The organism is Emcibacter sp. SYSU 3D8 (assembly GCF_039655875.1).
Lineage (GTDB): Bacteria > Pseudomonadota > Alphaproteobacteria > SMXS01 > SMXS01 > RI-34.
Window position 1 is genome coordinate 66416 of sequence record NZ_JBBYXK010000003.1, and the last position, 21703, is coordinate 88118.

At 65.5% G+C, this 21703-nt stretch carries 26 protein-coding genes; 8 read left to right on the plus strand and 18 right to left on the minus strand.

Going from position 1 to position 21703, the window contains the following annotated elements; genetic code table 11:
* Positions 1–26: 26 nt before the first annotated feature.
* Entirely contained in the window at positions 27–680 is a 654-nt protein-coding gene (locus tag WJU21_RS11425) for a sulfotransferase family protein (protein ID WP_346323563.1), read from the plus strand.
* Here WJU21_RS11425 and WJU21_RS11430 read toward each other — a convergent pair.
* From WJU21_RS11430 to WJU21_RS11450, 5 genes are all read right to left on the minus strand, one after another.
* On the minus strand, positions 677–949 hold the full coding sequence (locus WJU21_RS11430) for a metal-sensitive transcriptional regulator (protein WP_346323564.1): 273 nt from the start codon (positions 947–949) through the stop codon (positions 677–679). The genes WJU21_RS11425 and WJU21_RS11430 overlap by 4 nt on opposite strands.
* Positions 950–1120: 171 nt before the next feature.
* Positions 1121–1873 carry an SDR family oxidoreductase gene (locus WJU21_RS11435; protein ID WP_346323565.1) on the minus strand — a complete coding sequence of 251 codons (753 nt, stop codon included), beginning with the start codon at positions 1871–1873 and terminating at the stop codon, positions 1121–1123.
* A gap of 75 nt (positions 1874–1948) precedes the next feature.
* Positions 1949–2413, minus strand: coding sequence for a carboxymuconolactone decarboxylase family protein (locus WJU21_RS11440; protein WP_346323566.1), 465 nt, complete (start codon positions 2411–2413; stop codon positions 1949–1951).
* The gene (locus WJU21_RS11445) at positions 2410–2838 is read right to left on the minus strand and encodes a hypothetical protein (RefSeq protein WP_346323567.1); all 429 of its coding nucleotides are present in this window, start codon (positions 2836–2838) and stop codon (positions 2410–2412) included. Before WJU21_RS11445 ends, WJU21_RS11440 begins: the two co-directional genes overlap by 4 nt.
* Positions 2839–2851: 13 nt before the next feature.
* Complete coding sequence (locus WJU21_RS11450) at positions 2852–3637, minus strand: SDR family oxidoreductase (RefSeq protein ID WP_346323568.1); 786 nt, start codon at positions 3635–3637, stop codon at positions 2852–2854.
* Between the two features lie 387 nt (positions 3638–4024).
* Here WJU21_RS11450 and WJU21_RS11455 point away from each other — a divergent pair, with 387 nt between their 5' ends.
* Positions 4025–4846, plus strand: a complete 822-nt coding sequence (locus WJU21_RS11455; RefSeq protein ID WP_346323569.1) for an alpha/beta hydrolase — start codon at positions 4025–4027, stop codon at positions 4844–4846.
* Between the two features lie 5 nt (positions 4847–4851).
* The gene (locus WJU21_RS11460; RefSeq protein ID WP_346323570.1) at positions 4852–5580 is read left to right on the plus strand and encodes an ATP-binding protein; all 729 of its coding nucleotides are present in this window, start codon (positions 4852–4854) and stop codon (positions 5578–5580) included.
* Here WJU21_RS11460 and WJU21_RS11465 read toward each other — a convergent pair.
* The 10 genes from WJU21_RS11465 to WJU21_RS11510 all read right to left on the minus strand — a co-directional run bounded on the left by WJU21_RS11465 (position 5552) and on the right by WJU21_RS11510 (position 15147).
* Positions 5552–7249: an ATP-binding protein gene (locus tag WJU21_RS11465; protein ID WP_346323571.1), complete on the minus strand. Its 1698-nt coding sequence runs from the start codon at positions 7247–7249 to the stop codon at positions 5552–5554. The two genes, WJU21_RS11460 and WJU21_RS11465, sit on opposite strands and share 29 nt — an antisense overlap.
* A gap of 1 nt (position 7250) precedes the next feature.
* Positions 7251–7667, minus strand: a complete 417-nt coding sequence (locus WJU21_RS11470; RefSeq protein ID WP_346323572.1) for a response regulator — start codon at positions 7665–7667, stop codon at positions 7251–7253.
* An 84-nt stretch (positions 7668–7751) separates the two neighbouring features.
* Positions 7752–8396, minus strand: a complete 645-nt coding sequence (locus WJU21_RS11475; RefSeq protein ID WP_346323573.1) for a response regulator transcription factor — start codon at positions 8394–8396, stop codon at positions 7752–7754.
* A 13-nt stretch (positions 8397–8409) separates the two neighbouring features.
* Positions 8410–8946 carry an Rrf2 family transcriptional regulator gene (locus WJU21_RS11480; protein ID WP_346323574.1) on the minus strand — a complete coding sequence of 179 codons (537 nt, stop codon included), beginning with the start codon at positions 8944–8946 and terminating at the stop codon, positions 8410–8412.
* A 61-nt stretch (positions 8947–9007) separates the two neighbouring features.
* Positions 9008–9457 carry a biopolymer transporter ExbD gene (locus WJU21_RS11485; protein WP_346323575.1) on the minus strand — a complete coding sequence of 150 codons (450 nt, stop codon included), beginning with the start codon at positions 9455–9457 and terminating at the stop codon, positions 9008–9010.
* A 1-nt stretch (position 9458) separates the two neighbouring features.
* Entirely contained in the window at positions 9459–10202 is a 744-nt protein-coding gene (locus WJU21_RS11490) for a MotA/TolQ/ExbB proton channel family protein (RefSeq protein WP_346324057.1), read from the minus strand.
* Positions 10203–10222: 20 nt separating this feature from the next.
* Positions 10223–10858 carry an energy transducer TonB gene (locus WJU21_RS11495; protein WP_346323576.1) on the minus strand — a complete coding sequence of 212 codons (636 nt, stop codon included), beginning with the start codon at positions 10856–10858 and terminating at the stop codon, positions 10223–10225.
* Between the two features lie 88 nt (positions 10859–10946).
* Positions 10947–11630 (minus strand): Fe2+-dependent dioxygenase, encoded by a 684-nt coding sequence (locus WJU21_RS11500; protein WP_346323577.1) that lies wholly within the window; start codon positions 11628–11630, stop codon positions 10947–10949.
* Positions 11624–12748, minus strand: a complete 1125-nt coding sequence (locus WJU21_RS11505; RefSeq protein ID WP_346323578.1) for an alpha-hydroxy acid oxidase — start codon at positions 12746–12748, stop codon at positions 11624–11626. The genes WJU21_RS11500 and WJU21_RS11505 overlap by 7 nt, the downstream gene beginning before the upstream one ends.
* Positions 12749–12822: 74 nt before the next feature.
* A complete protein-coding gene (locus WJU21_RS11510) occupies positions 12823–15147 on the minus strand; it encodes a TonB-dependent receptor (RefSeq protein WP_346323579.1) in 2325 nt (774 codons plus the stop codon).
* A gap of 286 nt (positions 15148–15433) precedes the next feature.
* Here WJU21_RS11510 and WJU21_RS11515 point away from each other — a divergent pair, with 286 nt between their 5' ends.
* Positions 15434–16213 carry an SDR family oxidoreductase gene (locus WJU21_RS11515; protein WP_346323580.1) on the plus strand — a complete coding sequence of 260 codons (780 nt, stop codon included), beginning with the start codon at positions 15434–15436 and terminating at the stop codon, positions 16211–16213.
* Between the two features lie 49 nt (positions 16214–16262).
* On the opposite strand, the gene WJU21_RS11520 is transcribed toward WJU21_RS11515, so the two are convergent.
* Both WJU21_RS11520 and WJU21_RS11525 read right to left on the minus strand, forming a co-directional pair.
* A complete protein-coding gene (locus tag WJU21_RS11520; protein ID WP_346323581.1) occupies positions 16263–16619 on the minus strand; it encodes an antibiotic biosynthesis monooxygenase in 357 nt (118 codons plus the stop codon).
* 104 nt (positions 16620–16723) lie between these two features.
* Positions 16724–17752: a hypothetical protein gene (locus tag WJU21_RS11525; RefSeq protein ID WP_346323582.1), complete on the minus strand. Its 1029-nt coding sequence runs from the start codon at positions 17750–17752 to the stop codon at positions 16724–16726.
* A 271-nt stretch (positions 17753–18023) separates the two neighbouring features.
* On the opposite strand from WJU21_RS11525, the gene WJU21_RS11530 reads away from it, so the two are divergent.
* The 3 genes from WJU21_RS11530 to WJU21_RS11540 all read left to right on the plus strand — a co-directional run bounded on the left by WJU21_RS11530 (position 18024) and on the right by WJU21_RS11540 (position 20472).
* On the plus strand, positions 18024–18395 hold the full coding sequence (locus tag WJU21_RS11530) for a VOC family protein (protein WP_346323583.1): 372 nt from the start codon (positions 18024–18026) through the stop codon (positions 18393–18395).
* A 19-nt stretch (positions 18396–18414) separates the two neighbouring features.
* The gene (locus WJU21_RS11535) at positions 18415–19350 is read left to right on the plus strand and encodes a cyclase family protein (protein WP_346323584.1); all 936 of its coding nucleotides are present in this window, start codon (positions 18415–18417) and stop codon (positions 19348–19350) included.
* Between the two features lie 159 nt (positions 19351–19509).
* Entirely contained in the window at positions 19510–20472 is a 963-nt protein-coding gene (locus WJU21_RS11540; protein WP_346323585.1) for a DUF808 domain-containing protein, read from the plus strand.
* Positions 20473–20504: 32 nt separating this feature from the next.
* On the opposite strand, the gene WJU21_RS11545 is transcribed toward WJU21_RS11540, so the two are convergent.
* Positions 20505–21197, minus strand: a complete 693-nt coding sequence (locus WJU21_RS11545) for a nuclear transport factor 2 family protein (protein ID WP_346323586.1) — start codon at positions 21195–21197, stop codon at positions 20505–20507.
* 278 nt (positions 21198–21475) lie between these two features.
* Here WJU21_RS11545 and WJU21_RS11550 point away from each other — a divergent pair, with 278 nt between their 5' ends.
* A complete protein-coding gene (locus WJU21_RS11550) occupies positions 21476–21652 on the plus strand; it encodes a DUF4169 family protein (protein WP_346323587.1) in 177 nt (58 codons plus the stop codon).
* The last annotated feature ends 51 nt before the right edge of the window (positions 21653–21703 follow it).

Consider the following 21703-nt stretch of genomic DNA (forward strand, 5'->3'; position numbering starts at 1 on the left):
GTCAAACTTGAACGGGGGGAATCTGAATGGCACTGGACGTCATCGGCGCGGGCTTCGGGCGCACGGGCACGCTGTCTCTCAAGCTGGCGCTCGAGAAAATCGGCTTCGGACCCTGCTATCACATGATGGAAGTGCTCAAGAACCCGCACTTCACGGCCTTTTGGAAGAAGGCCGCGTTCAACGAGCCGGTGGACTGGGACGAGGTTTTCGCCGGCTACCGCGCGACGGTCGATTGGCCGGGCTGTTCCTACTGGAAGGAACTGGCGATTGCCTATCCGGCGGCCAAGGTGGTCCTCAGCGTGCGCGATCCGGACCGCTGGTATGAAAGCACCCAGAACACCATCTTCTCGCCGGAGATGATGAAGCGGGCCGCCGAGTCGCCGCCCGACGAAAACCGCGCCGGCATGATGAAAAAGATCCTGGGAGACACGTTCGGGGGCCGGTTCGCGGACCGCGATCACGCGATCGCCGTGTTCAACGATCACATCAAGACGGTGAAAAGCACCATCCCGCCCGATCGTCTGCTGGTGTTCGAGGTTGCCGATGGCTGGGAGCCGCTATGCTCGTTTCTCGGCGCCGATATTCCCGACGAGCCGTTTCCCCGGACCAACAGCACCGATGAATTCGCCGACATCTTTCCGCCTCTGGTCAAGAACCAGGCCGGCTCGGCCGGCGGCTAACGGGAACGGGACACGACGGCCATGAGTTCGTCGATCTTCCGGCGGCGCTCGTCCTCGTCGCCGTTCTCGATCGCGTGGGCGACGCAATGACCGACATGATCGCGCAGGACTTCATCCTCGACCCGGTTGAGCGCGGCCTTGACCGCCTGGAGCTGGGTAATGACGTCGATGCAGTAGCGGTCTTCCTCGATCATCCGGGTGATGCCGCGCACCTGGCCCTCGATTCGGCCGAGGCGGCCGAGCGTGGATTTCTTGGCTGTCGGGTTCATGGCTTCTCTATATCCTCAGGGGCCTTGGCAGATACCCCCTTAGGGTATATGAGGGACATGATCGCGGCAAGCAGCGCGTGCTTGCCCGTCGCCGGCCAGCAGGACGGAGATGGCGCATCGAGAACGCCGCAACGGGCCCGGCCCGACAGCCCCGTCAGAGCAGACGATGCCCTAGGTGACTGCCAGGCCGCCATCGATGGCGATTACCTGCCCCGTCACCCAGTCGGCGCCGGGATCAGCGAACTGCACGATCCAGCGGGCGACGTCGCCCGGCTTGCCACGGCGTTTGAGCGGAATTTGTGCGCGCTCCTGCGCCTCGATCTCAGCCGCCTGCCGCCGCGAGAGCCCCATCATGCCCGTCAGCGCCCCGGACTCGGTCGGCCCGGCCGCGACGGCATTGACGCGGATGCCATGAGGCGCGAGTTCTAGAGCCCAGCACCGGGTGAGGTGCTCGAGCGCCGCCTTGCTCGCGGCGTAGTGGCCGAGTCCGGCGACAGCCTTGTGGCCGAAGGTGCTCGAGACATTGATGATGGCGCCCTTCGCTGCGATCAGGTGGGGCAGCGCCGCTGCGGATAGCAGGCTGGGCCCGATGACATTCACGGCAAGGATCTGGCCGATGCGGTCGGCGCTGGCGTCGGCCAGCGGCAGAATGGCCCCGGCGCCGGCATTGTTCACCAGTATATCGACGCGGCCCCATGTTTCGGCAGCCTTCGCGACCGTGCGCGCTGCATCTTCAGGCCTGGCCGCGTCGGCGACGATGCCGGCGATGTTGGGATTGTCTCCGGCCGCTTCCTTGAGGGCCTGCGCGCGGCGGCCCGTGATGACGACCTTGGCCCCCTTGCCGGCAAAACTCAGTGCCGCGGCCCGGCCAATGCCGGAGCTGCCGCCGGTGACGATCACGACTTTGCCGTTGAAATCATTCATGAGAGTGCCTTTCGTCTTTGCCGCCTGACCCGGCCCGGCGATGCGCCGCGCAACGCGCCGCATCGCCGGTTGTGATCAGGCGGCAACCGGTGCCGATTTGTCCACGGGATGGACCGCGCGAAGACCGATCTGGATCATGTTCCAGGCATTGATCGCACCGATGAGCAGGGTGAGATAGGCGATCTCGGTCTCGTTGAACCGGGCCTTCAGGAGCTCGTAATCCGCATCCGGTGCGTGCGTCTTGCCGACCCGGGTAAGGATCTCGGTCCAGTTGAGCGCGGCGCGCTCGCGGTCGGTGTATAGCGGTGAATGCCGCCAGGCATTGAGCAGGTGGAGCCGCATGTTGCTCTCGCCGTTCTTCAAGGCATCCTTCACATGCATGTGGATACAGAAGGAACAGCCGTTCAGCTGCGACGCGCGTACCTTCACCAACTCGACCAGACTGTGCTCCAGGCCGCTGTCGGCAATGGCGGTTTCGACCGCGATCATGGCCTTGGTGCCTTCGGGGGCGATCTGGAAGATGTTCATTCGGGGTTTCATGTGACGCTCTCCAGTGGGGGGTGAGATGTCGAACGGGCGTCTGCGATCGCCCAGAAGGTCAGCAGCGCCCCGAGAATTGCCGGGAGCGTGACGGCGGGAAAATCCCTGGGGATCGCCGACGGCCCGCAGATGCCGACCGCGACCTCCCAGAAATGAAAAAGCGCGTGGCCGGCCAGCCAGAGGCTGGAGGCGCCCCAGGCGGCGATGCGATGCCGGGGCAGCACGGCGCCCGCGATGAAGGCGCCGCCCAGCAGCAGGAAGATCAGCCCGATATCGCGGATGAAGTGCTGGTTGAACGGACCGGTCGTCGTCACGCCCGGCACTGTGAAATACCAGGCGGCGGGCGAGACGAGCATGAACAGGCCGTTCGCGGCGGCGCCCAGTCCGAGCAGGAGGGCGGTCCCGATGCAGAAATGGCGGAGCATGGTGCTCGTCCTTCTAGGCTGCGGATCGCGGCGCCGGTGCCGTTGCCTTCGGCGGCGCAACATGGGTCAGCCACCAGTCGAAGCTGGTGGCGCCGATCGCCGCATTCGGCGACGGCATCAGGGACATGTCGTCCAGCTTCAGGCCGAAATAGCGCGCTTCAGGATCGGCGATGACATTGCGCGGATCCCGGTCGAAGGCGAGCACCCGGCCGGTCAGCTCGTCGAGATAGAACATCTCGGGACCGGCGATTTCGACCACGCCGTTCACTGGCGTCCCCAGCGCGGCGTCGACAACCGCAGCGGCCACGTCCCGCGCGGCCATCGGCTGGAACCGCGCATGCGGCAGCCGCACGCTGCTGCCCACGGTACCCGACTGTGCGATGCCGCGAATGAACTCGAAGAACTGGGTGGCGTGGACGATGGTGTAGGGAATGACCGATGCCCTGATCAGGCTCTCCTGGGCCAGCTTGGCGCGGAAATAGCCGCTGCCTTGCAGACGCTCCGTGCCCACCACCGAAAGGGCGACGTGGTGACGGACGCCCGCCGCCGCTTCCGCATCCGCCAGGTTCCGGCCGGCGGTCTGGAAGAAGTCCATTGCGGCCTTGTCCTCGAACGACGGCGAGTTGGCCACGTCGATCACCACGTCGGCGCCGGCAAGCGCTTCGGTGAGCCCTTCGCGGGTCACCGTGTTGACACCCGTCTCGGGCGCGGCGGCGCGTGCCGCATGACCCTTTCCGGTCAGCATCTCGACAACCTTGGACCCGATCAGGCCGGTTCCGCCTATGACTGTGATTTTCATGAATTCACCTCTGGGCAAGTGCGCGTCCTGCGCATTCCGGGCCCGGGACCGCCAGCCGTCGGCCAGCCCCCGGGAACAGGAATGACGATCGCGAATTCGTGGCCCGGCCACCATCGTGCGGCCGGATGATTTTCCCTCACCAGAAGATCGCAATACCTACACCTTGGCCCAGGGCGGCTCGTGAGATTCGCTGATGCCGGCCATCGTTTGAGCGATGCGCTCTTGGCCAACCTGATCAGGGGAGCTTGCGTCTCGCCTGCATCGGCCTGCCGGCCGGCAACGCGCGGCCATCCTTTAGTCTGATCGACCGACGCCGGTCCGCATCCGTACCCTTCTGGCATTGCAGAGCGGCCCGCTTTGGGCCTGCGCATCAACCAGGAGGATTCCATGCCGACGATCGCCACCAGGGAAGGACACGAGATCTATTACAAGGATTGGGGCCAGGGACCGGTTGTGACCTTCTCCCACGGCTGGCCCCTGAATGCCGACGCCTGGGACGGCCAGCTGCTGTTCCTGGCGCAAAACGGCTTTCGCGTCGTGGCGCATGACCGGCGCGGCCATGGCCGGTCGGAGCAGACGTCCAGCGGCAACGACATGGACGGCTATGCGGACGACCTCGCTGCCGTGATGGAGGCGCTCGACCTTCACGGCGTCACCATGGTCGGGCATTCCACGGGTGGCGGCGAAGTGGCCCGCTACATCGGCCGATACGGAACGGGCAGGGTCGCAAAGGCCGTGCTGTTTGCCGCCGTTCCGCCGACCATGCTCCAGACGCCGGCCAATCCCGAGGGATTGCCCATGGCTGTTTTCGACGGCTTGCGCGCCGCGCTGGTGCGCGACCGCTCGCAATTCTATCGGGATCTGGCGCAGCAGTTCTATGGCGCGAATCGTCCCGGGGCCAAGGTATCGCAGGGCGTGATCGACCAGTTCTGGCTGTGGAGCATGCAGGCCGGGCTGAAGAACGCCTTCGACTGCATCAGGGCGTTCTCGGAAACTGATTTCACGGCGGATCTGAAGGCGTTCGACGTGCCGACACTGATCCTGCACGGCGAGGACGACCAGATCGTGCCCATCCACGATGCGGCGCACAAATCCGCCCTGCTCATTGAGCACGCGAAGGCAATCTACTATCCCGGCGCGCCGCACGGCCTGATGTCGACCCATGCGGACCAGCTCAATGCGGATCTGCTGGCGTTTTTGAGGAGCTGACGGCCATGCCCGTCCACTCCAAAATTCCGGTCGCGTCGGCGCCCGCCGGCGACACCCTGAGGCTCGCGTCATTGGGACTGATGACCGCCGGCATCGTTCATGACCTGGGCAACATGGTCCAGGTCATGTCGGGCGCCATTCGGGCCCTCGAACGGCACCCTTCCGTGCGGACGGCAAACGATCTCCAGCCAAGCGTGGCCGATGCCGTATCGGCGCTCGACCGGGCGGCGGCGCTGACACGGCAGATTCTCAGCTTGGCCGGCGCCGGCCAACGGCACCAGGAAGTGCTGGACATCGGGGCGTGCCTTGCGGCGATGGAGCGGCCGCTCCGCTGGGCGGCGGGATGGGAGATCAAGATGGACATCCGCGCCGGCACGAATCTGCCGCCCGTCAACTGCGACCGCCAGGATTTCGAGAACGCCGTGCTGAACCTGGTCCTCAATGCCCGGGAGGCGATGCCCGATGGCGGGCGCATATCGATCGCTGCCTTGCCCTATGGCGAGGAAGCCGACATGGCCGGGATTGTTCTCAGAGTCTCCGACACCGGTATCGGCATGTCCCGCGAGACCGCCGCCCACGCCTTCGAGCCCTTTTACACGACGGGCGCGGGCGGGCATGGTCTGGGCCTGTCGATGGTTCGGTGTTTCGCCGAGGAGGCGGGTGGTTTCGCGTGGATCGAAAGTGCGCCGGGCGCCGGCACCGCGGTTACGGTGCAGCTTCCGGCGGCGCGGTAACGGGCACGCCATCACGTGGCAGCCAGAGGCGGAACCTCGCGCCGCCATTGGGACGATTGTAAGCGGTGATACCGCCGCCATGTGCCGCGGCAATCGACTGGCAAAGCGACAGGCCGATCCCGATCCCTTCCTCTTTCGTCGTGTAGAAACCGACGAAAATGCGGTCGAGATTCGCATCCGGGATGCCGGGCCCATTGTCCTCGACCACAACGACCACCTCGCCCGACGGCCCTGGCAGGGTGCGAAGTTCGATCAGCCCATTCGGTTCAGCTGCCTGTGCGATCGCCTGGACGCTGTTGACCAGCAGGTTGACGATCACCTGCTGAAGCTGAATCCGGTCGGCGGTCACGGTCGGCAGGCCGGCGGCCGGCTTGAACGCCAGCACGATGGCGCGGGACTGGATGTCGTGGCGGCAGAACACCAACGCTTCCTCGACCACCTCATTGATATCGACCGGCAGGCGCTCGGTGGTGTGCTTGGCCGCCATGCTCCGGATCCGGTGGACGATCTCGCTGGCATGCCGGCCGCTCGCGGCGATCCGACCGGCGAGCTGGCTGGCCTTCACCAGGTCCGGAGGCTCGCGGGACAGCCAGCGCACGGTGGTCTCGGCGTTGGTGACAATGGCGGCGAGCGGCTGGTTGACCTCGTGGGCGATGGAGGTGGCGAGCTCGCCCAGAGTGGCGATACGGGCCGCCCGCGAATAGTCGGCCTCGAGCTGACGAAGCTGCGCTTCGGTGCGCAGGCGGTCCGTCAGGTCGTCCAGGCTGATGAAACTCACATCCTGCTGCTCGGGCGGCCTCGGATAGGTCACCGAGCACTGTACGTCGAGCAGCCGGCCGTCGAAGGCCCGCATTTTCATCACCTCGGTGTGGCTGCGCAGGCCGTTGAAATGCGCGATCATCACCCGTCTTGCGGTCTCCGGGGAGGCGTCGAACAGGCGCGTGACCGGTCCGATGAGCTGGGACGCGTCACGAATGCCGAACAGATGGGCGGCCTTGTCATTGATTTCCGTGATGCGGACGACCTGACTGCCGAAATCCACCAGTGCCGGATGGGCATCGAGATAGGCACCCAGATCCCGCACGCCCGAAGCTTTCAGGCGTTCGAATGTCTCGCCGATCTCCCGCGCGTCGACCTGCAGCAGGGCGTAGGGCAGGTGATGGATGAGTGTGCGGTACCGCTCCTCGCTGGCACGTATGGCCCAGAACGATCGCGGATCCTTGGCGCTGCCCTCCACGGCGACGAAAACCGTATCGGGGCCCGCCTCGGCGGCGCGCCATACGGCGAGGCGGGCATCGCGCAGCATCAACGACTTGATGCTGCGGGTTCGGACCGCATCCGGGGCGCCGTCGGCAAGAACGCCGGCGATCAGCTCGGCCAAATCGGGTTGGCTGCCCGCGGGCCAGAACTGGGAGACGGGCCGGCCCACCATCGAACCGCGCCCGCCGTAAGAGCCGACCAGATGAACGGTGTGCTGATTGACGTCGACGATATGTGTCCTCGCCAGAAGTGCCTCGACGTGGCTGGAGGCCTCACCCTTCCCGGCGGCGATCGCCCCGATAAGCGGCCGCACGCCGGCGACGTCGATCTGCCAGCGCGCCACCGGATCATCATCGCCGGGGAGCCTCGCGTGTTGGCCCGTGTCGATCAGCGGAAGCCCCTGCGCCATCTCAGCCTCCAGGCGGCTTGCCGTCGTCCGCGCCCTGCTCGCCGACAGGGCCGGCCCGCCGCAGCGCCGACCGGACGTGATCCAGCAGGATATCCTCGGCAACGGGCTTGGACAGATACGCCCATGCGCCGCCGTCGAGGGCGCGTGCCCTGGTTGCCGAATCCGGCGCTGCCGTGATGAAGATCACCGGCATGTCGCTGCCGAGCCCGCGCAGCCTTTGCTGCAGCGCAAGTCCATCAAGGTCGGGCATTCTGACATCGGAAATCAGGCAGTCAAACCGGCCGGGCGCGTAGTCTTTCAGCAACGCCGAAGCCCCGTCAAAAGACCGGCTCGCCATGCCGATTGCCTGAAAGAATTCGGTTAGTGCCTCGCGCATGGCCGGGTCGTCATCCACGATTGCGATTACGGGGGTATTCACCAAATTGCGATCCTTACTGAGTTGGCCGTGTCGGCCTCATAAGGATGTCGCGCGTTCTGCGTCCTTTTGTAACTATCCCCTGGTCTAGGTGCGGTTCTCCCGGAGGCCGGCTGGCAGCGCCTCCCAGGCGCGGATGAGTTCGGCAACCGATCCCGCCTGCATTTTCTTCATCACGCTGCTGCGGTGGAGCTTGACCGTGACCTCGCTGATTCCAAGGTCGAAGGCGATCTGCTTGTTGAGGCGCCCGACCGCGACCGCAGCCAGGACCTGGCGCTCGCGGGGCGTCAGGGTGCCGTAATGATCGACATGCATCCGCACCGTTCGGGCCTCGGCCCGCTGTGAGATGTCACGCTCGATACCGGCTGTGATGGCGTCGAGCAGTGTCTGGTCTCGGAACGGCTTGGTGAGGAAGTCGACGGCGCCGGCCTTCATCGCCTGGACCGACATGGGAATGTCGCCATGGCCGGTGAGGAATATGACCGGCTTGGCCCTGCCGGTGGATGCGAGGTGCTGCTGCAGGTCGAGGCCGCTCGACCCGGGCATGCGCACGTCGAGCACCAGGCATCCCGAGCGATCCGGCAGCTCGGCTTTCAGCAATTCATTCGCCGACGCGAAGCCGGCGACGTCGAGGCCGACCGACAGGATGAGTTCCTGTAGCGCGCCGCGAACGGCGTCGTCGTCATCGACGATCAGGACGAGGGGACGTTCCGTTGCGGCTGCCGTGGCCATGGGATCGGACCTTTCAATCGGTCGTGGACAAGACGCGTGACTTTCGCGCACGGGAATCGGTCCGCCGATCGATCCAGCCCTGCACGTCCTGGGCAAATGCCGGGGGCGCCTTTCTGCCCACGGCGCTGGCGATATCGGCCAGCGACTGACTGGCGAGCGCGTCCCGCATCGCCTTTTCCGCCCGCAGCATGACGGCGTGAATCGAGCACGTGCCGGCCGTTGCCCAGCCTGGCGCCTGGTCCCCGAACACGGCGCAACGGCCGCGGATTTCCTGACAATCGAAAAGCGGCTTGTCGCCCTCGATAGCGTCAACGACATCAAGCACGCTGATCTCCCCGGCGTTCTGCGCGAGCACGAATCCGCCCCGCACGCCTTCGGTCGCCCGGACGATGCCGGCCTTCTCCAGCTTGGTGAAAATCTTGGCCAGGAATGTGGGTGAGATGCCCTGGAGCTCGGCCAGGTCGCGGCTGCTCAGCGGCGCGTCGCCCGAGTCCACAAGCCACAACAGGCAGTGCATGCCATATTCCACGCTGACGGTCAGATGTGCCATAACGACGACTATATCAGTCGGCGTTATAGGCCGCAATCCGTTCCGGCAGCAGCGGATGATGTCACGGCGAACCGGGCCCGGCAGCGGTGCTGACGGCACCGGACGGATCGGTGACGAACCCTACCTTGGTGACGCCTGCCTTGCTGGCTTCGCTCATGACGTCGGCAAGCGCGGCGTACCGTGCCTCCCGGTCGACCCGCAGATGCAGCTCCGGCGTCGGCTGCCGCGCGCCTGCCTCGGCCAGCCGCTGGACCATCTCGCCGCGGGTGACGGGCTCGCCGTCCCAATACATCTGGCCCGCGTCATTGATGGCGAACTGGACGACAATGTTTCGGGTTTCGTTCGGCGTATTCGAGGCCTTGGGCAGATCGATCACCACGGAATGTGTCAGGAGCGGTGCGGTGATGATGAAGATCACCAGCAGCACCAGCATGATGTCGACCAGCGGGATGACGTTGATGTCGGCCATCGGGGCATTGTTGCGGCCGGACTGAAAGCCTCCGAATGCCATGTCAGACCGCCTGGACCACGGCTGCGGGCGCGGCGGGCACGGTCTGCCGGGCCACAGGCGCCATCATCTGGTCGTCAAGGCGGGCGCCGGTCGTGAGAAAGGCGAAGAGATCGTGGGCGAAGCCATCCAGCCGTGTCAGCGTCAGGCGGTTGTTCCGCACGATGTAATTGTAGCCCAGCACCGCGGGGATCGCGACCGCCAGGCCGAGGGCCGTCATGATCAGCGCCTCGCCCACCGGGCCGGCGACCTTGTCGAGCGTGCCCGCGCCGGAAAGGCCGATTGCAGTGAGGGCGTGATAGATGCCCCATACTGTGCCGAGCAGACCCACGAAGGGCGCCGTCGCACCGATCGATGCGAGCACGGTCAGGCCGGTCTCCAGCTCGGTCGTCTCGTCGTCGATCACCTTGCGCAGCGAGCGGGTGATGAACTCGCTGGAGGTGCCGGCTTCCTTCAGCCGATGGGTGCCGTGCAGCTGATGATGCCGGCTGGCCAAGATGCCCTGATAGGCCAGCAGCGCGAATGGCTCCTGCGGGGGGACATCCTCCAGCCGCTTGGCCACCGCCTCCAGCGAGGGCGCGTTCCAGAAGAAGTCCAGAAACGCTTCGCTGCGGCGGCGCATGCGCCTTGCCGACACGGCCTTGGTCACGATCAGGTACCAGCTCGTCGCCGAGGCGACGGCCATCAGCACCAGAATGAACCGGGCGATGAAGTCCGCCTGCGCGAGAAAGTGGCTGAGATTGTTCATGGATGCCACGGTCTGAATCCTCAGTTATTCGTCAGCGTGAACGACATGGGGATCGCGACCCACGCTGCAACGGCGCGGTCCCCTTCCTTTGCGGGCACGAAACGCCAGCGGCCCCGGACGACATCGGCGGCAGCCCCGTCGAGCGCTGCGAAGCCGCTGCTCTTGTCGACGATCACCTGCTCCGGCTTCCCGTCGGCGCCGACCAGGACCTTCAGCATCACCACGCCTTCTTCGCGCCGCCGGCGGGACGAATACGGGTATTTCGGGCCGGGATTGTTCAGGTAGGCGGCGCTGAAATCGGGCGCCGTGATGGCGGCTGCAGGCGCGGCGTCGGCGGGCTCGGCCGGTGCGTGATCCGCCGGGGCCGGCGCGATGTCCGGCACGACAAGGTCCTCGACCGGCGGCGCGACGATCGCAGACATGCTGGGCTTGGGCGTCGTCACCAGTAGCGGCGCGGGCCTGGGCGGCGCGGGCGGCGGCGGTTGCGGGACGGGCTCGGGCGCCGGCGCGGCGGCTTCGGCGACGAAGGACACCATCAGGGCCCGGTCTGCTGCCGGCTCCTGGTCGGCGATGCGGCTGATCAGCAATGCGCCGAGAATGGCCGCGTGAGCGCCGATGATGGCGCTCCAGGTGATCATGCGCTGGCGTCTCGTCATGCGCGACGCGGACCGGTACGCGGGCACATGCGAGCCATAGCGCGGCGGTGACGGAGAAGCGGCTGCGGCTGGGTTCGTCATGGCGGCGTCAGGTCAGCGCCCAGCGGCGCAGCAAATTGTGATAGACGCCCGTCATCTTCACCAGATTGTCGTCATTGGCGCCGATAGCGGGTGTCACGCCCTGGATCGCCTGATCCAGATCGAACAGGATCGTGCGTTCTCCGTCGTCCCTTACGAAGCTTTCGACCCAGAAGAACGAGGCAAGACGCGCGCCCTGCGTGACCGGCGTCACCCGGTGGAGATTGCTGGCCAGGTAGATCACCATGTCGCCCGCCGCGAGCTTGACCGACTGGACGCCGAACGCCCCCTCGATTTCCAGTTCACCGCCCTCATATTCGTCGGGCTCCGACAGGAACAGCGTGACGGAGAGGTCGCTGCGGATGGTTGCGCCGGCATCGGACAGGCGCATCAGGGCGCTGTCGATATGCGAGCCATAGCCGCCGCCGTCGCAATATTTGTTGAAGCGCGGCGGGTGGATCCGCCGGGGCAGGGCCGCCGATACGAACAGCGGATGCGATCCGGCCTTGCGCAGGATCTCGTTGCCCAGGCTGATTGCCGGCGGCGCGTCGTCGGCGAGCTGGAGGTTGCGCTTGCGGGACCGTGCCAGCGCGCCGGCGGTCTGGACGCCGTCCTGCCAGTCGGCGGCGTCGAGCTGGCGGCGGAAGCGGGCGACCTCGTCCCTGGTGAGAAATTCCTCGATGGTGATCAGCATGGCGCGCCTGCTGTCTCCATTGGTTGCGCCTGACGCAGCCGCACATCGGCCTGGCGGATGTCCGCCAGGCTGGCGCAGCCGGCCAGCGCCATGCAGAGCTCAAGTTCCTCGCGCAGCAGCCTGATCATGTGCGCCACGCCAAGCGCGCCGGCGACGCCCAGGGCGTAGGCTTGCAGCCGCCCGACCATCACCGCGTCGGCCCCGAGTGCGATCGCCTTGAAAATATCGGCACCCGAGCGGATGCCGCCGTCGAACAGCACGGGGAAGGCGTCGCCCAGCGCGGCGCGAATTGAGGGCAGCGCCGCCAGACTGGCTGGCGCGCTGTCCAGTGCGCGGCCGCCGTGATTGGACACGACGATGCCGGTAACGCCGCGCTGCACCAGCGCGCGGGCATCGTCGGGGTGCATGACGCCCTTGATCCAGAGTGGCAGCGTCGTCTGCGCCAGCAGCCAGTCCAGGTCCGGCCACAGCGGAGCATGGCGCATCATGCCGCCGAAAATGCCGCTCTGCCCCGGTTCCGGGGACGGCGCGGACACTTCCGGAAAGGGCGAAGACAGGTTGCCGGCCCGGGTTTCAGGGACGCCCGAACGCAGCGCCTTGAAGCTGGGGACTCGCACCGGCGTATCGAGGGTAAGGACGATGGCGCCGTAACCGGCCCGTTCCGCCCGGCGCACCAGGTCGAGCGTCACGTCGCGCTGGGGCTGGAAATAGAGTTGGAACCACCGCGCCGGTCCGGCCACGGCGGCGATGTCCTCGAGCGTGCATGACGACAGCGTGCTGCAGATCAGGCAGGTCTCGGTCGCGCCGGCTGCCCGCGCCGTATCCAGCTCGGCGCCGTCGGCGTAAAGCGCCTGGTAAGCCAGCGGCGCCAGCAAGATGGGATGCGGATGCGCGCCGCCGGGCAGGTTGACGATCGTGTCGCCGCGGGTCACGTCGCGGAGGAGGCGCGGGGTAATGGTGCAGGCCGCGAATGCACCGAGATTGGCGGCGGCGGCGCGGTCCTGCGCACTGCCGGCGGCCAGATGCGCAAATGCGGCTTCCGGGATGAACTGGGGCGCCAACGTCGCATAGTCGCCGGCACAGCGGATCTCGGACGGTATGGGCTTGAATGCGGTCACGTCAGGATGGTCCGTTTTCGTGGAATGCGCGAGCCGGGCTTTCGCCCGGCCCGGCCTCATCCCATGTCGATCACTTAGAAGTCATAGGTCAACGTCAGCCGGCCCGTCCGGCCATCGCCCTTGTACAGGAACGATCCCGAACGATAGACGGCGAGATAATAATCCTTGTTGCCGACATTGTTGATATTCAATCTCAACTCCAGATCGTCGGTGATCTGGTAGGTGGCGAACAGATCGAACACCGCGTAGCCCGGGACGGGAACCCGGTAACTGCCGTCCGCCGCATAGCTGGCCGCCGTGTCGGGCTGGCCGCCGAACCGCTTGCTCTCGTACTTGACCGCACCGCCGAACGAGAATTTCTCGGTGAGCTGGTATTTCGCCTGCAGGACCGCCGAATATTTGGCGAAGTTGCTCAGTACCTTGCCCACATTGTCGGGCGTGGCGGACTTCAGCACCTTGCTGTCCATCAGGGTCAGGCCGCCCTGTACCGTCAGCGCGTCGGTGACATTGCCGGTGACGCCGAACTCGACGCCGCGCACGCGGTTCTTGCCGGTGTTGAAGGTGCCAACCGAATCATAATCGGCGCCTTCCATGACGTCCGACTTGGTCGACTGGAACAGGGCGGCGGTCAGCAGCAGCCGCTCGTCCAGGATGTTCCACTTGGTGCCGACTTCTAGGTTGATGGAGCGCTCGGGCGCCGCGCCCGCAATGCTGCCGTTGTAGATCACCGTGCCGCCGTAACCGCTGTTGGTGCCAACGTCGGATTCGCCGCCGTTGATATCCGCAGCCGATGCGAAGCTGGCATAGAACATGCCGCCGCCGCCGACCTTGTAGGTCACGCCCACGTGGCCGTTCCACAGCGAGTCCGAGTTCTTGTAGCGGTCCAGGGCCATCGTGCGGCTGTTCTGTGTGGCCAGATCAAAGTTGTAGGCATCGAAGCGGACGCCGGTGAACAGGGACAGCCGGTCGGTGAGGTCGAAGGTGTCCAGCAGATAGACGGCGATGGTCTCGACGCCCCAGTCCGAATCCCAGTTGCCCCGGGTGATCTCGCGGCCCAGCAATGTGTTCAGGCCGTTGACCGCGCCGCCGTCGGGACCGATCGCGCAGAAACTGTTGGGAGCGGTGGCGTTGCCCGTCATGCAATTTGGCGAACCGGTATTGTTGACGTTGTAGACGCCGTTCAGAACCTTGTGGTTGGTGTATTCGACGCCGGCAATGAAGTCGTGCTTGCGGCCGAACAGGTCCGCGTCCCAGAACAGGTTGGTCTGGTTGGCGAAATACTCCACGTCCTGCCAGCCCTGATGGGTGCTGAGCGTGGCGCTGGCATAATCGCCGTCCGGGTCCAGGGCCGTCGTGCCGCGCGCGCCGGTGACAACGTAGCCGTTGTCCGAGCGGCCATACCGCATCAGGTTCATGACGCGCAGGTCCGGACTGAATGAATAGGCCAGACGCGCCGTGAAGGTGTCGACGTCGGACGACTGGAAATCCTGCTTCTGGGCGTAAACCGGCACGCCCTTGGTCGGCAGCATGTCGGTCAGGTAGCTGCCCAGATCCGGGTTGTCGTCGGCGCGCAGGCCGTAATAGTCCAGCGTCAGGGTCAGGTTGTCGTTCGGCGTGAACACGCCGGAAACCGCGAGCCCCTTGCGCTCCCGGTCGGCGGGACCGCGATCGGGAATTTCCTCGTAGGCGTAGAGCGCGTTGGCGCGCACGGCGAACTTCTCGCCGAACGAGTGGTTGACGTCGACGGTGGCGCGCACGTGCTGGTCGGTGCCCAGACCGACGCCGATCTTGCCGAAGTCGAACGCATTGGTCGCCTGCTTGGTGATGGCGTTGATCGCGCCGCCCGACGTGCCGCGACCGGCAAAGCTGGAATTCGGCCCCTTGGAAATCTCGATCTGCTCGATGGCGAAGCTCTCGCGGATGGTCATGCCCGGGTCGCGCAAGCCGTCCACGAAGACGTCGCTGCGGGCTTCCTGGCCGCGGATGATGTAGCGGTCGCCGAAGGCATTGCCGTTTTCGCCGGTGCCGATGGTGATGCCAGGCTGCGCGTCCAGAATGCGGACCAGGTCGGTGTAGCCTGAATCGTCGATCTGCGACTTGGTCAGAACGGAAATGGTCTGGGGCGTTTCCGCCAGCGGGCGCGTGTGGCGTTCGTCGCCCGATGTCCGGGCCTTGTAGGGCACGCCCACCTCGGCGTTCGGGTTCGGATCGATGGCGGTGTCCTCGATCTTGACCGGCGCCAGCATTTTAACCGGCGCGTCCTGCGCGAGCGCCTGCTGCGGAATCAACATCGCCGCCGAAAGGCTCAGGGCACTGGCGGTGATCGAGGTGTTGCGCAGGCTTTTGGCCGGCAGTCGCCGTGAGGTGGATTTCGCAGTCTTGCTGCCTACAGCGTTCATTGGTTTCCCTCCATGTGGATCGTGTTGTCGCCGCTGTGCGTTGCAAAAATCGTATAATACTTCTGATTATCATTCGCAACTACTGGCGGCGATAAATCGTCATAATTCTCAATCGCAACTGGACAGAGGGGGTTTCAGTGTCTCGGGGGACGACCAAGGCACCCGGGGCCGCTCGCCGGCGCCGCGGGATCATCTGCTGGGGTCGAAGCCAATTATGAACTAGCTTCGTGTCACGGGAGGCGATAGGGGAAGCCCCGATGCCGCCGTTCAATCAGGGAGGATATTCATGGATCTGGGGATCAAGGGACGCAACGCCATCGTCAACGCCGCGTCCAAGGGACTGGGGCGGGCGTGTGCGTTCTCGCTGGCGCGTGAAGGCGTCAAGCTGACCATCTCGGCGCGGGGCGAGGAGGCGCTGCAGGCAACCGCCGCCGCTATCCGCGCCGAAACCGGCGCGGACGTGACCGCCGTGGTCGCCGACGTGGCCACGGAAGCGGGCCGCGCTGCCGTGCTGGCCGCGTGCCCCGAGCCGGATATCCTGGTGAACAATTGCGGCGGTCCGAAAGCGGGCAATTTCCGCGACTGGACCCGCGACGACTGGATTGCCGCGCTCGATTCCAACATGCTGAGCGCCATCGAACTGATCAAGGCCACCGTCGATCCGATGATCGCCCGCAAGTTCGGCCGCATCGTCAATATCACGTCAGGCGCGGTGAAGTCGCCGATCGCGCCGCTCGGCCTGTCGAACGGCGCCCGCGCCGGCCTGACCGGCTTCGTCGCCGGCGTCTCGCGCCAGTTGGCCGAGCACAACGTCACCATCAACAATCTGCTGCCTGGCGCCTTCGATACCGACCGCATTCGCGTGCCGGTGCGCGCCATGGCCCAGCAGCAGGGCCGAAACGAGGACGACGTGATGGCGGGCATGCTCAGCACGATTCCCGCCCACCGGCTCGGTACGCCATACGAGTTCGGCGAAGCCTGTGCGTTCCTGTGCTCGGCGCAGGCGGGCTACTTCGTCGGCCAGAACCTGCTGATCGACGGCGGGCAGTTCAACTCGACGATGTAGGCGATCCGGCGCCCGATCCGGGCGCCGGCGTCCACCGGGGCGCTGCGCCCTATGCGTCCTCGAAGAATTTCTGGCGGATCTTGCCGCCTGGTTCGTAGACCGAAGTGTTTCTGCCAACCTCGTACATCCGGTTCCAGGAACCGGTCGGCTTCAGCGGGCCGAAGATCTGGCGCATCTGGTCGTAATAATGATGCGCGAAATGGGCGTGCAGCGACGCGTGGTCCTCCCACAATTCGTGGATGGTGATGCGGTTGGGCACGCAGGGATCGGCGGCGAAGCAATATTCCAGGCAGCCCGGTTCCTCGGTGCGCGTCTTCAACTGCACGGGCGCGCACAGCCGGACGGCCTCGTCGCGCGTGGCCTCGTCTGCGAAATCGATGGTGGCGTGGATGATGACCTGCGGCATGTGAACTCCCCGTGTTTTCTTGCGACTGAGTGGATTAAGCGAGCGGCGGACCCGCGCGCAAGAGTTTTGCGCGGAAATCCGCCGACGCCATGAAATGCGGTCGTCTAGGCGTGCTCGGACACTGGCTTGCGGGCAGTTGACGCCTCGTCCACCGGGTCGCGGGTCCAGCGGTTGTGTGACGGGCCTTCCCGGCCGCGTGCGGCGCCCTTGTGCTCGGGATAGACCGTGGCGGTGTAGAAGTCGCCGTGGTCGTCCACCGCCAGCTGGTGAATGTAGATCGCCAGGTTCTCGTGCCGCTCGAGGATTTCGAAGGTGGTGGCGTCCATCACCACCAGGTCGTGATACTCGTCGCTGGCATAAATGCGGTTGCCCTTCACCAGGATGCTGAGCGGGGTGATGTGGGTCCATTCCTCGAGGAAGTTGCCGTCCGGGTCGAACACCTGGATGCGGCTCTTGCGATCGGGGTCCTTTTCGCGGCGTTCCTCGGCGATCTGGCCGGGGACGGTCATGTAGGCATGCATGTCGCCGCCGCGGAAGTCGACGACCAGCAGCCGGCCGTCGGGCGTCTGCGCCACGGCATGGGGCGAGTTGAATTGTCCCGGCGCATTGCCCCAGCCGCCGATCTCCTTGATGTACTCGCCTTCGGGCGTGAACCAGATCATGCGGGCGTTCCAGTAACCGTCGGTGACGACGATGTTGCCGTTCTTCTGCACCTCGACGCCGGTGGGACCGTTGAACTCGTACGGTCCCTTGCCCGGCTTTCCCAGGGTGCCCAGGCTCAGCACCAGCTGGCCGTCCTTGGTGTACTTCTTGACCATGTGGCCGTCGCGGTCGACGGTCCAGATGTGGCCGTCGATGAAATAGATGGTGTGCGCGCCCAGCGCGAAACCCGGCTCGTCGGATGGGCCCCACTTGCCCAGATAGTTGCCGTCCCGGTCGAACATCGAGACGCTGCTCTTGCCCATCTTGGCGCTCATCGCCAGCGGGTGGGCGGCCCAGTGCTCAAGATCACGGGTGAACAGGTAGATGATCCCGTCGTCGTCGACGGTGACGCCCGAGCCCATCTCGAAGACCATGTCCTCGGGATATTTCGGCCATTCCGGCACCCGCCGGTAGTATTTGTTGTCGCTCATGTCATTTCCCCGTTTTTCCGATGTCACTGTAGCGTGTCAGCCCATTCGCCGACAGCCGCCGCATCATCGGTGCTGAATACCTTTGCGGCGCTCGAGACGCCATCCTCCGGCGGCCTGGTCGTCGAAGGCCCGCGGCAGCGAAAGCAATTGTGCAACGGTGCCGAATTTATGCGCAGTAAGCCGCTCAGGCAACAGGCGCTGTTCAGCACGCGTTGACATCCGCCGCCGCCATGCCGATGCTCCGCAGGGCAATTCAGGGAGGATGCTTCTCATGGCCATGATCAGCTACTGCACAGTCGGGTCGAACCGTCTGGAAGACGCCAAGGCGTTCTACGACGCATTGCTTGCAACCATCGGCATGAAGCCGCGATTCGAGCATCCGTCTGGCGGGAGGCTCTATTCGGGCGATGCCGGCATGTTCGGCGTGCTGGGACCGTTCGACAAGCAGCCGGCCACGGTCGGCAACGGCTCCATGGTGGGCTTCAGCCTCGATACGCCGGAAGAGGTGGCGGCGTTCCACGCCAAGGCGCTCGAACTCGGCGCGACCACGGACGGCGATCCCGGCGAACGTGCGCCCGGCGCCTATTTCGCCTATTTCCGCGACCTCGACGGCAACAAGCTCTGCGCCTACAAGTTCGGCTAGCCGTCCAGCGGAATTCGGGATGAGCCGCGCGGATTTCGACAGGTTGGCGGAGCGGCTGCGCAACTGGGGCCGTTGGGGCGACGACGACCAGCGCGGCACGCTCAATCACATCGGACCGGAGACGCTGAAGAACGCCGCGGCGACGGTGCAGTCCGGCAAGCTGTTCAGTCTGGGCCTGAATTTCGACAGGGACGGGCCGCAACTGGGCGCCGGCCGGTTCAATCCCAGGCTTTATCCCACCGATCTGTTCACCCCGCTCAATCCGGCCCATCCCAGCGCCGTCTATTCGGACGATGTCATTCACATGCCGCTGCAGGCAGCGACCCAGTGGGACGCGCTCTCCCATGTCCACTATGACGGTGTGCTCTACAACAACTGCAAGGCGTGCGACACGTTGAGCACCAAGGGTGCGTCGCGGCTGGGCATCGAGCACCTGGCTGCACCGGGCATCATGTCGCGCGGCGTCCTGCTCGACATCCTTCGCCTGAAACGCGCCGACCGGCTGCCGGACGATTACGCCATTACCGTGGACGACCTCAATGCCGCCTGCGCGGCGCAGGGCGTGACGATGATGACCGGCGACATCGTCCTTGTTCGCACCGGGCACATCCAGCGCTTCACGCTTGAGCGCGACCGGTCGGCGTTCAACGGCACCCAGCCGGGCCTCAGCCCCGCCTGCGCCGAATGGGTGCATGACCATTCGCTGGCGGCGGTCTGCGCCGACAATCTGGCCGTGGAGGTCATGACGCCGCAGGCCTGGCAGTCGGACATGCCGCTCGCCTTCCACATGCTCTGCTTGCGCGACATGGGCTGCCCGCTGGGCGAGCTGTTCAACCTGGACGCGCTTGCCGCCGATTGCGCGCAGGACGGCCGCTACAGCTTTCTGTTGTCGGCGCCGCCGATTCCCTTCACCAATGCCGTCGGCTCGCCGGTCAACCCGCTGGCGTTGAAGTAGCGCGCGGGCCGTGCAGCGTGCACAGGCTGCATGTCCAGGTCGACCGATAGCAGCTTGAGGGAATTCCAGCGGCCGCATAGGGTCACTGGGCTTTCTTGCCGTGATTTCCACCTGCACCCCACCCGGCGCGCATATTTCGGGCTTTTGTAAGGGTATTCAATGGCTTCTGGTCTCGCCGCTCTGCTGGACGACATCGCTGGCATCGCCAAGCTTGCTGCAGCCTCCATCGACGACATCGGCGCCGCCGCCAGCAAGGCGGGCAGCAAGGCCGTTGGCGTGGTGGTCGACGACACCGCCGTAACCCCGGCCTACGCGACGGGATTCACCCCCGACCGCGAGTTGCCGATCATCTGGAAGATCGCGCGCGGGTCGTTGCGCAACAAGCTGCTGTTCCTGCTGCCGGGCGCGGTGGCGCTCAGCGCGTTCGCGCCCTGGGCGGTAACGCCGCTGCTGATGATCGGCGGCGCCTATCTGTGCTTCGAGGCGGCCGAGAAGATCATCGAGGCTTTCGGCCACCACGGCGACGTTGAGGAACTCGAGGATCTGGCGCTCAGTTCCGCCGAGCTGGAGGCCGAGAAGGTCGCGGGCGCGATCCGGACGGACTTCATTCTGTCGGCTGAAATCATGGCCATCGCCCTCTCCAGCGTGGCGGACAAGTCACTGGCGGTCCAGGCGGCCGCGCTGGCGGTCGTCGGCGTCGCGCTTACCGTGGTGGTCTATGGCGCCGTCGGCTTCATCGTGAAGATGGACGATATCGGGCTGCACCTGTCGCAGCGCGGTCATCCGTTGATGCGCTGGACAGGCCGGATGCTGCTGAAGGCCATGCCGCCGCTGCTGACCGGCCTGACGATCGTGGGTACCGCCGCCATGTTGTGGGTCGGCGGCGGCATCATCGTTCACGGCCTCGAGCATTTCCACCTGGAGGCCATTCCCCATCTGGTGCACCAATTCTCTGATTGGGCGGGCGGGGTCCCCGGAGTTGGCGCCGTTACCGGATGGACCGCCTTTGCGCTCGGCTCTGCCATGGTCGGTTTCGTCATCGGCTGCGTCATCGTCGGCGCGATGCACGTCCTGCCGCGCCGCTCGAAGGGCAAGGATATGCCGCCGCCGACCGCTGCCTGAGACTGGACGCGGCGCCGGGGCTGGCGGCCGACCTAATCGCCGTAAACGTCCTTCCGGCGGTAGACAAAATCTTCCCTGCTCTGGTACGAGCGCAGCTCGGGCGGCACCCGGGCATAACTCAGCGGCGAGGGCGGCTCCAGACGCTCCCAGTCGGTGGTCGCTGTGCGGCGGGCGATCTTCCAGACGCCGTTGCGTTTTTCCATCCGGTCCATGTAACGGCCGCTCACGAACAGATCCATCTGGGTCTCATAGGCGTCCGATCCGGCCTTCGGGTCGCCTTTGGCCCGCATGCGGTGGTAGGCGGTGAAATAGGCCTCGGTGTAGGCCACGTCGCCATGCACCTCGACGAAGATATTGCCGAGCTGGTGATGGGTGCGGGTCATCCGCGTCAGCGCCTGCAGGGCATAGGCGACGAAGTCGCCGGGCTTGCCGGGCTCGGATTTGGCGGCGGGGTCCGAACTCGGGCCCTTGAAGCCGTGATTGTGCTGCGAATCCGGATGGAACACCGAACGAAGCAACGGCTCGTCCAGATGATCGAGGGCCCGGCAATAGGTCATCATCACTTCGGCGATGGCCTGCTTGTCGAGCAACTCCTGCAACGCCTGCGCGCTGGGCGCTGCGGCGCCGGATGCCTGTTCGGCCCGCGCCGCCGGCATCGCCGCAAGTCCCGTGAGGGCGCACGTCATGGCGATCATTCTTGCGTAGCTGCCGAGTCTCCGGTTCATCGTGCTGTCCTCCCCAATCGATGTGCGAGCAACTTTGCAGCAATCTGTCCGATACCGCCAGCGCCCGGCTCGCTGATGAACACGCCGCATTTTTCAGGCCATCCGGCATGAGCGGGCCGCATGGCTTCGGTCATGTGGGCGTCGATTTCTTTTTCGCCTCCAGCGGCGTCATCATCACCTGAGTGCATTTCGGCGAGATCGGGAATGCGCGGGCAGTTCCCCGACGGTGGTCGGCGCGCGGCGTTGACACGGCCCGGTCGCCGGCGCCAGATTGCGACATGACCAACGTTGTCAATCTCAGGCAGGCTCGCAAGGCCCGGACCCGTACCGAAGCCGAGGCGAAAGCCGCCGCCAACCGCGTTCTGCACGGCCGGACCAAGGTGCAGAAGCAGGCGGGGAAGGCCGAAGCCCAGAAGCTCGCGCGGATGCTGGACGGCATCAAACGAGACGAATGACCGCGCGCCGCCGTCAAATCTTCAATTGAACCGATCGTTTGGTTGCCGGTA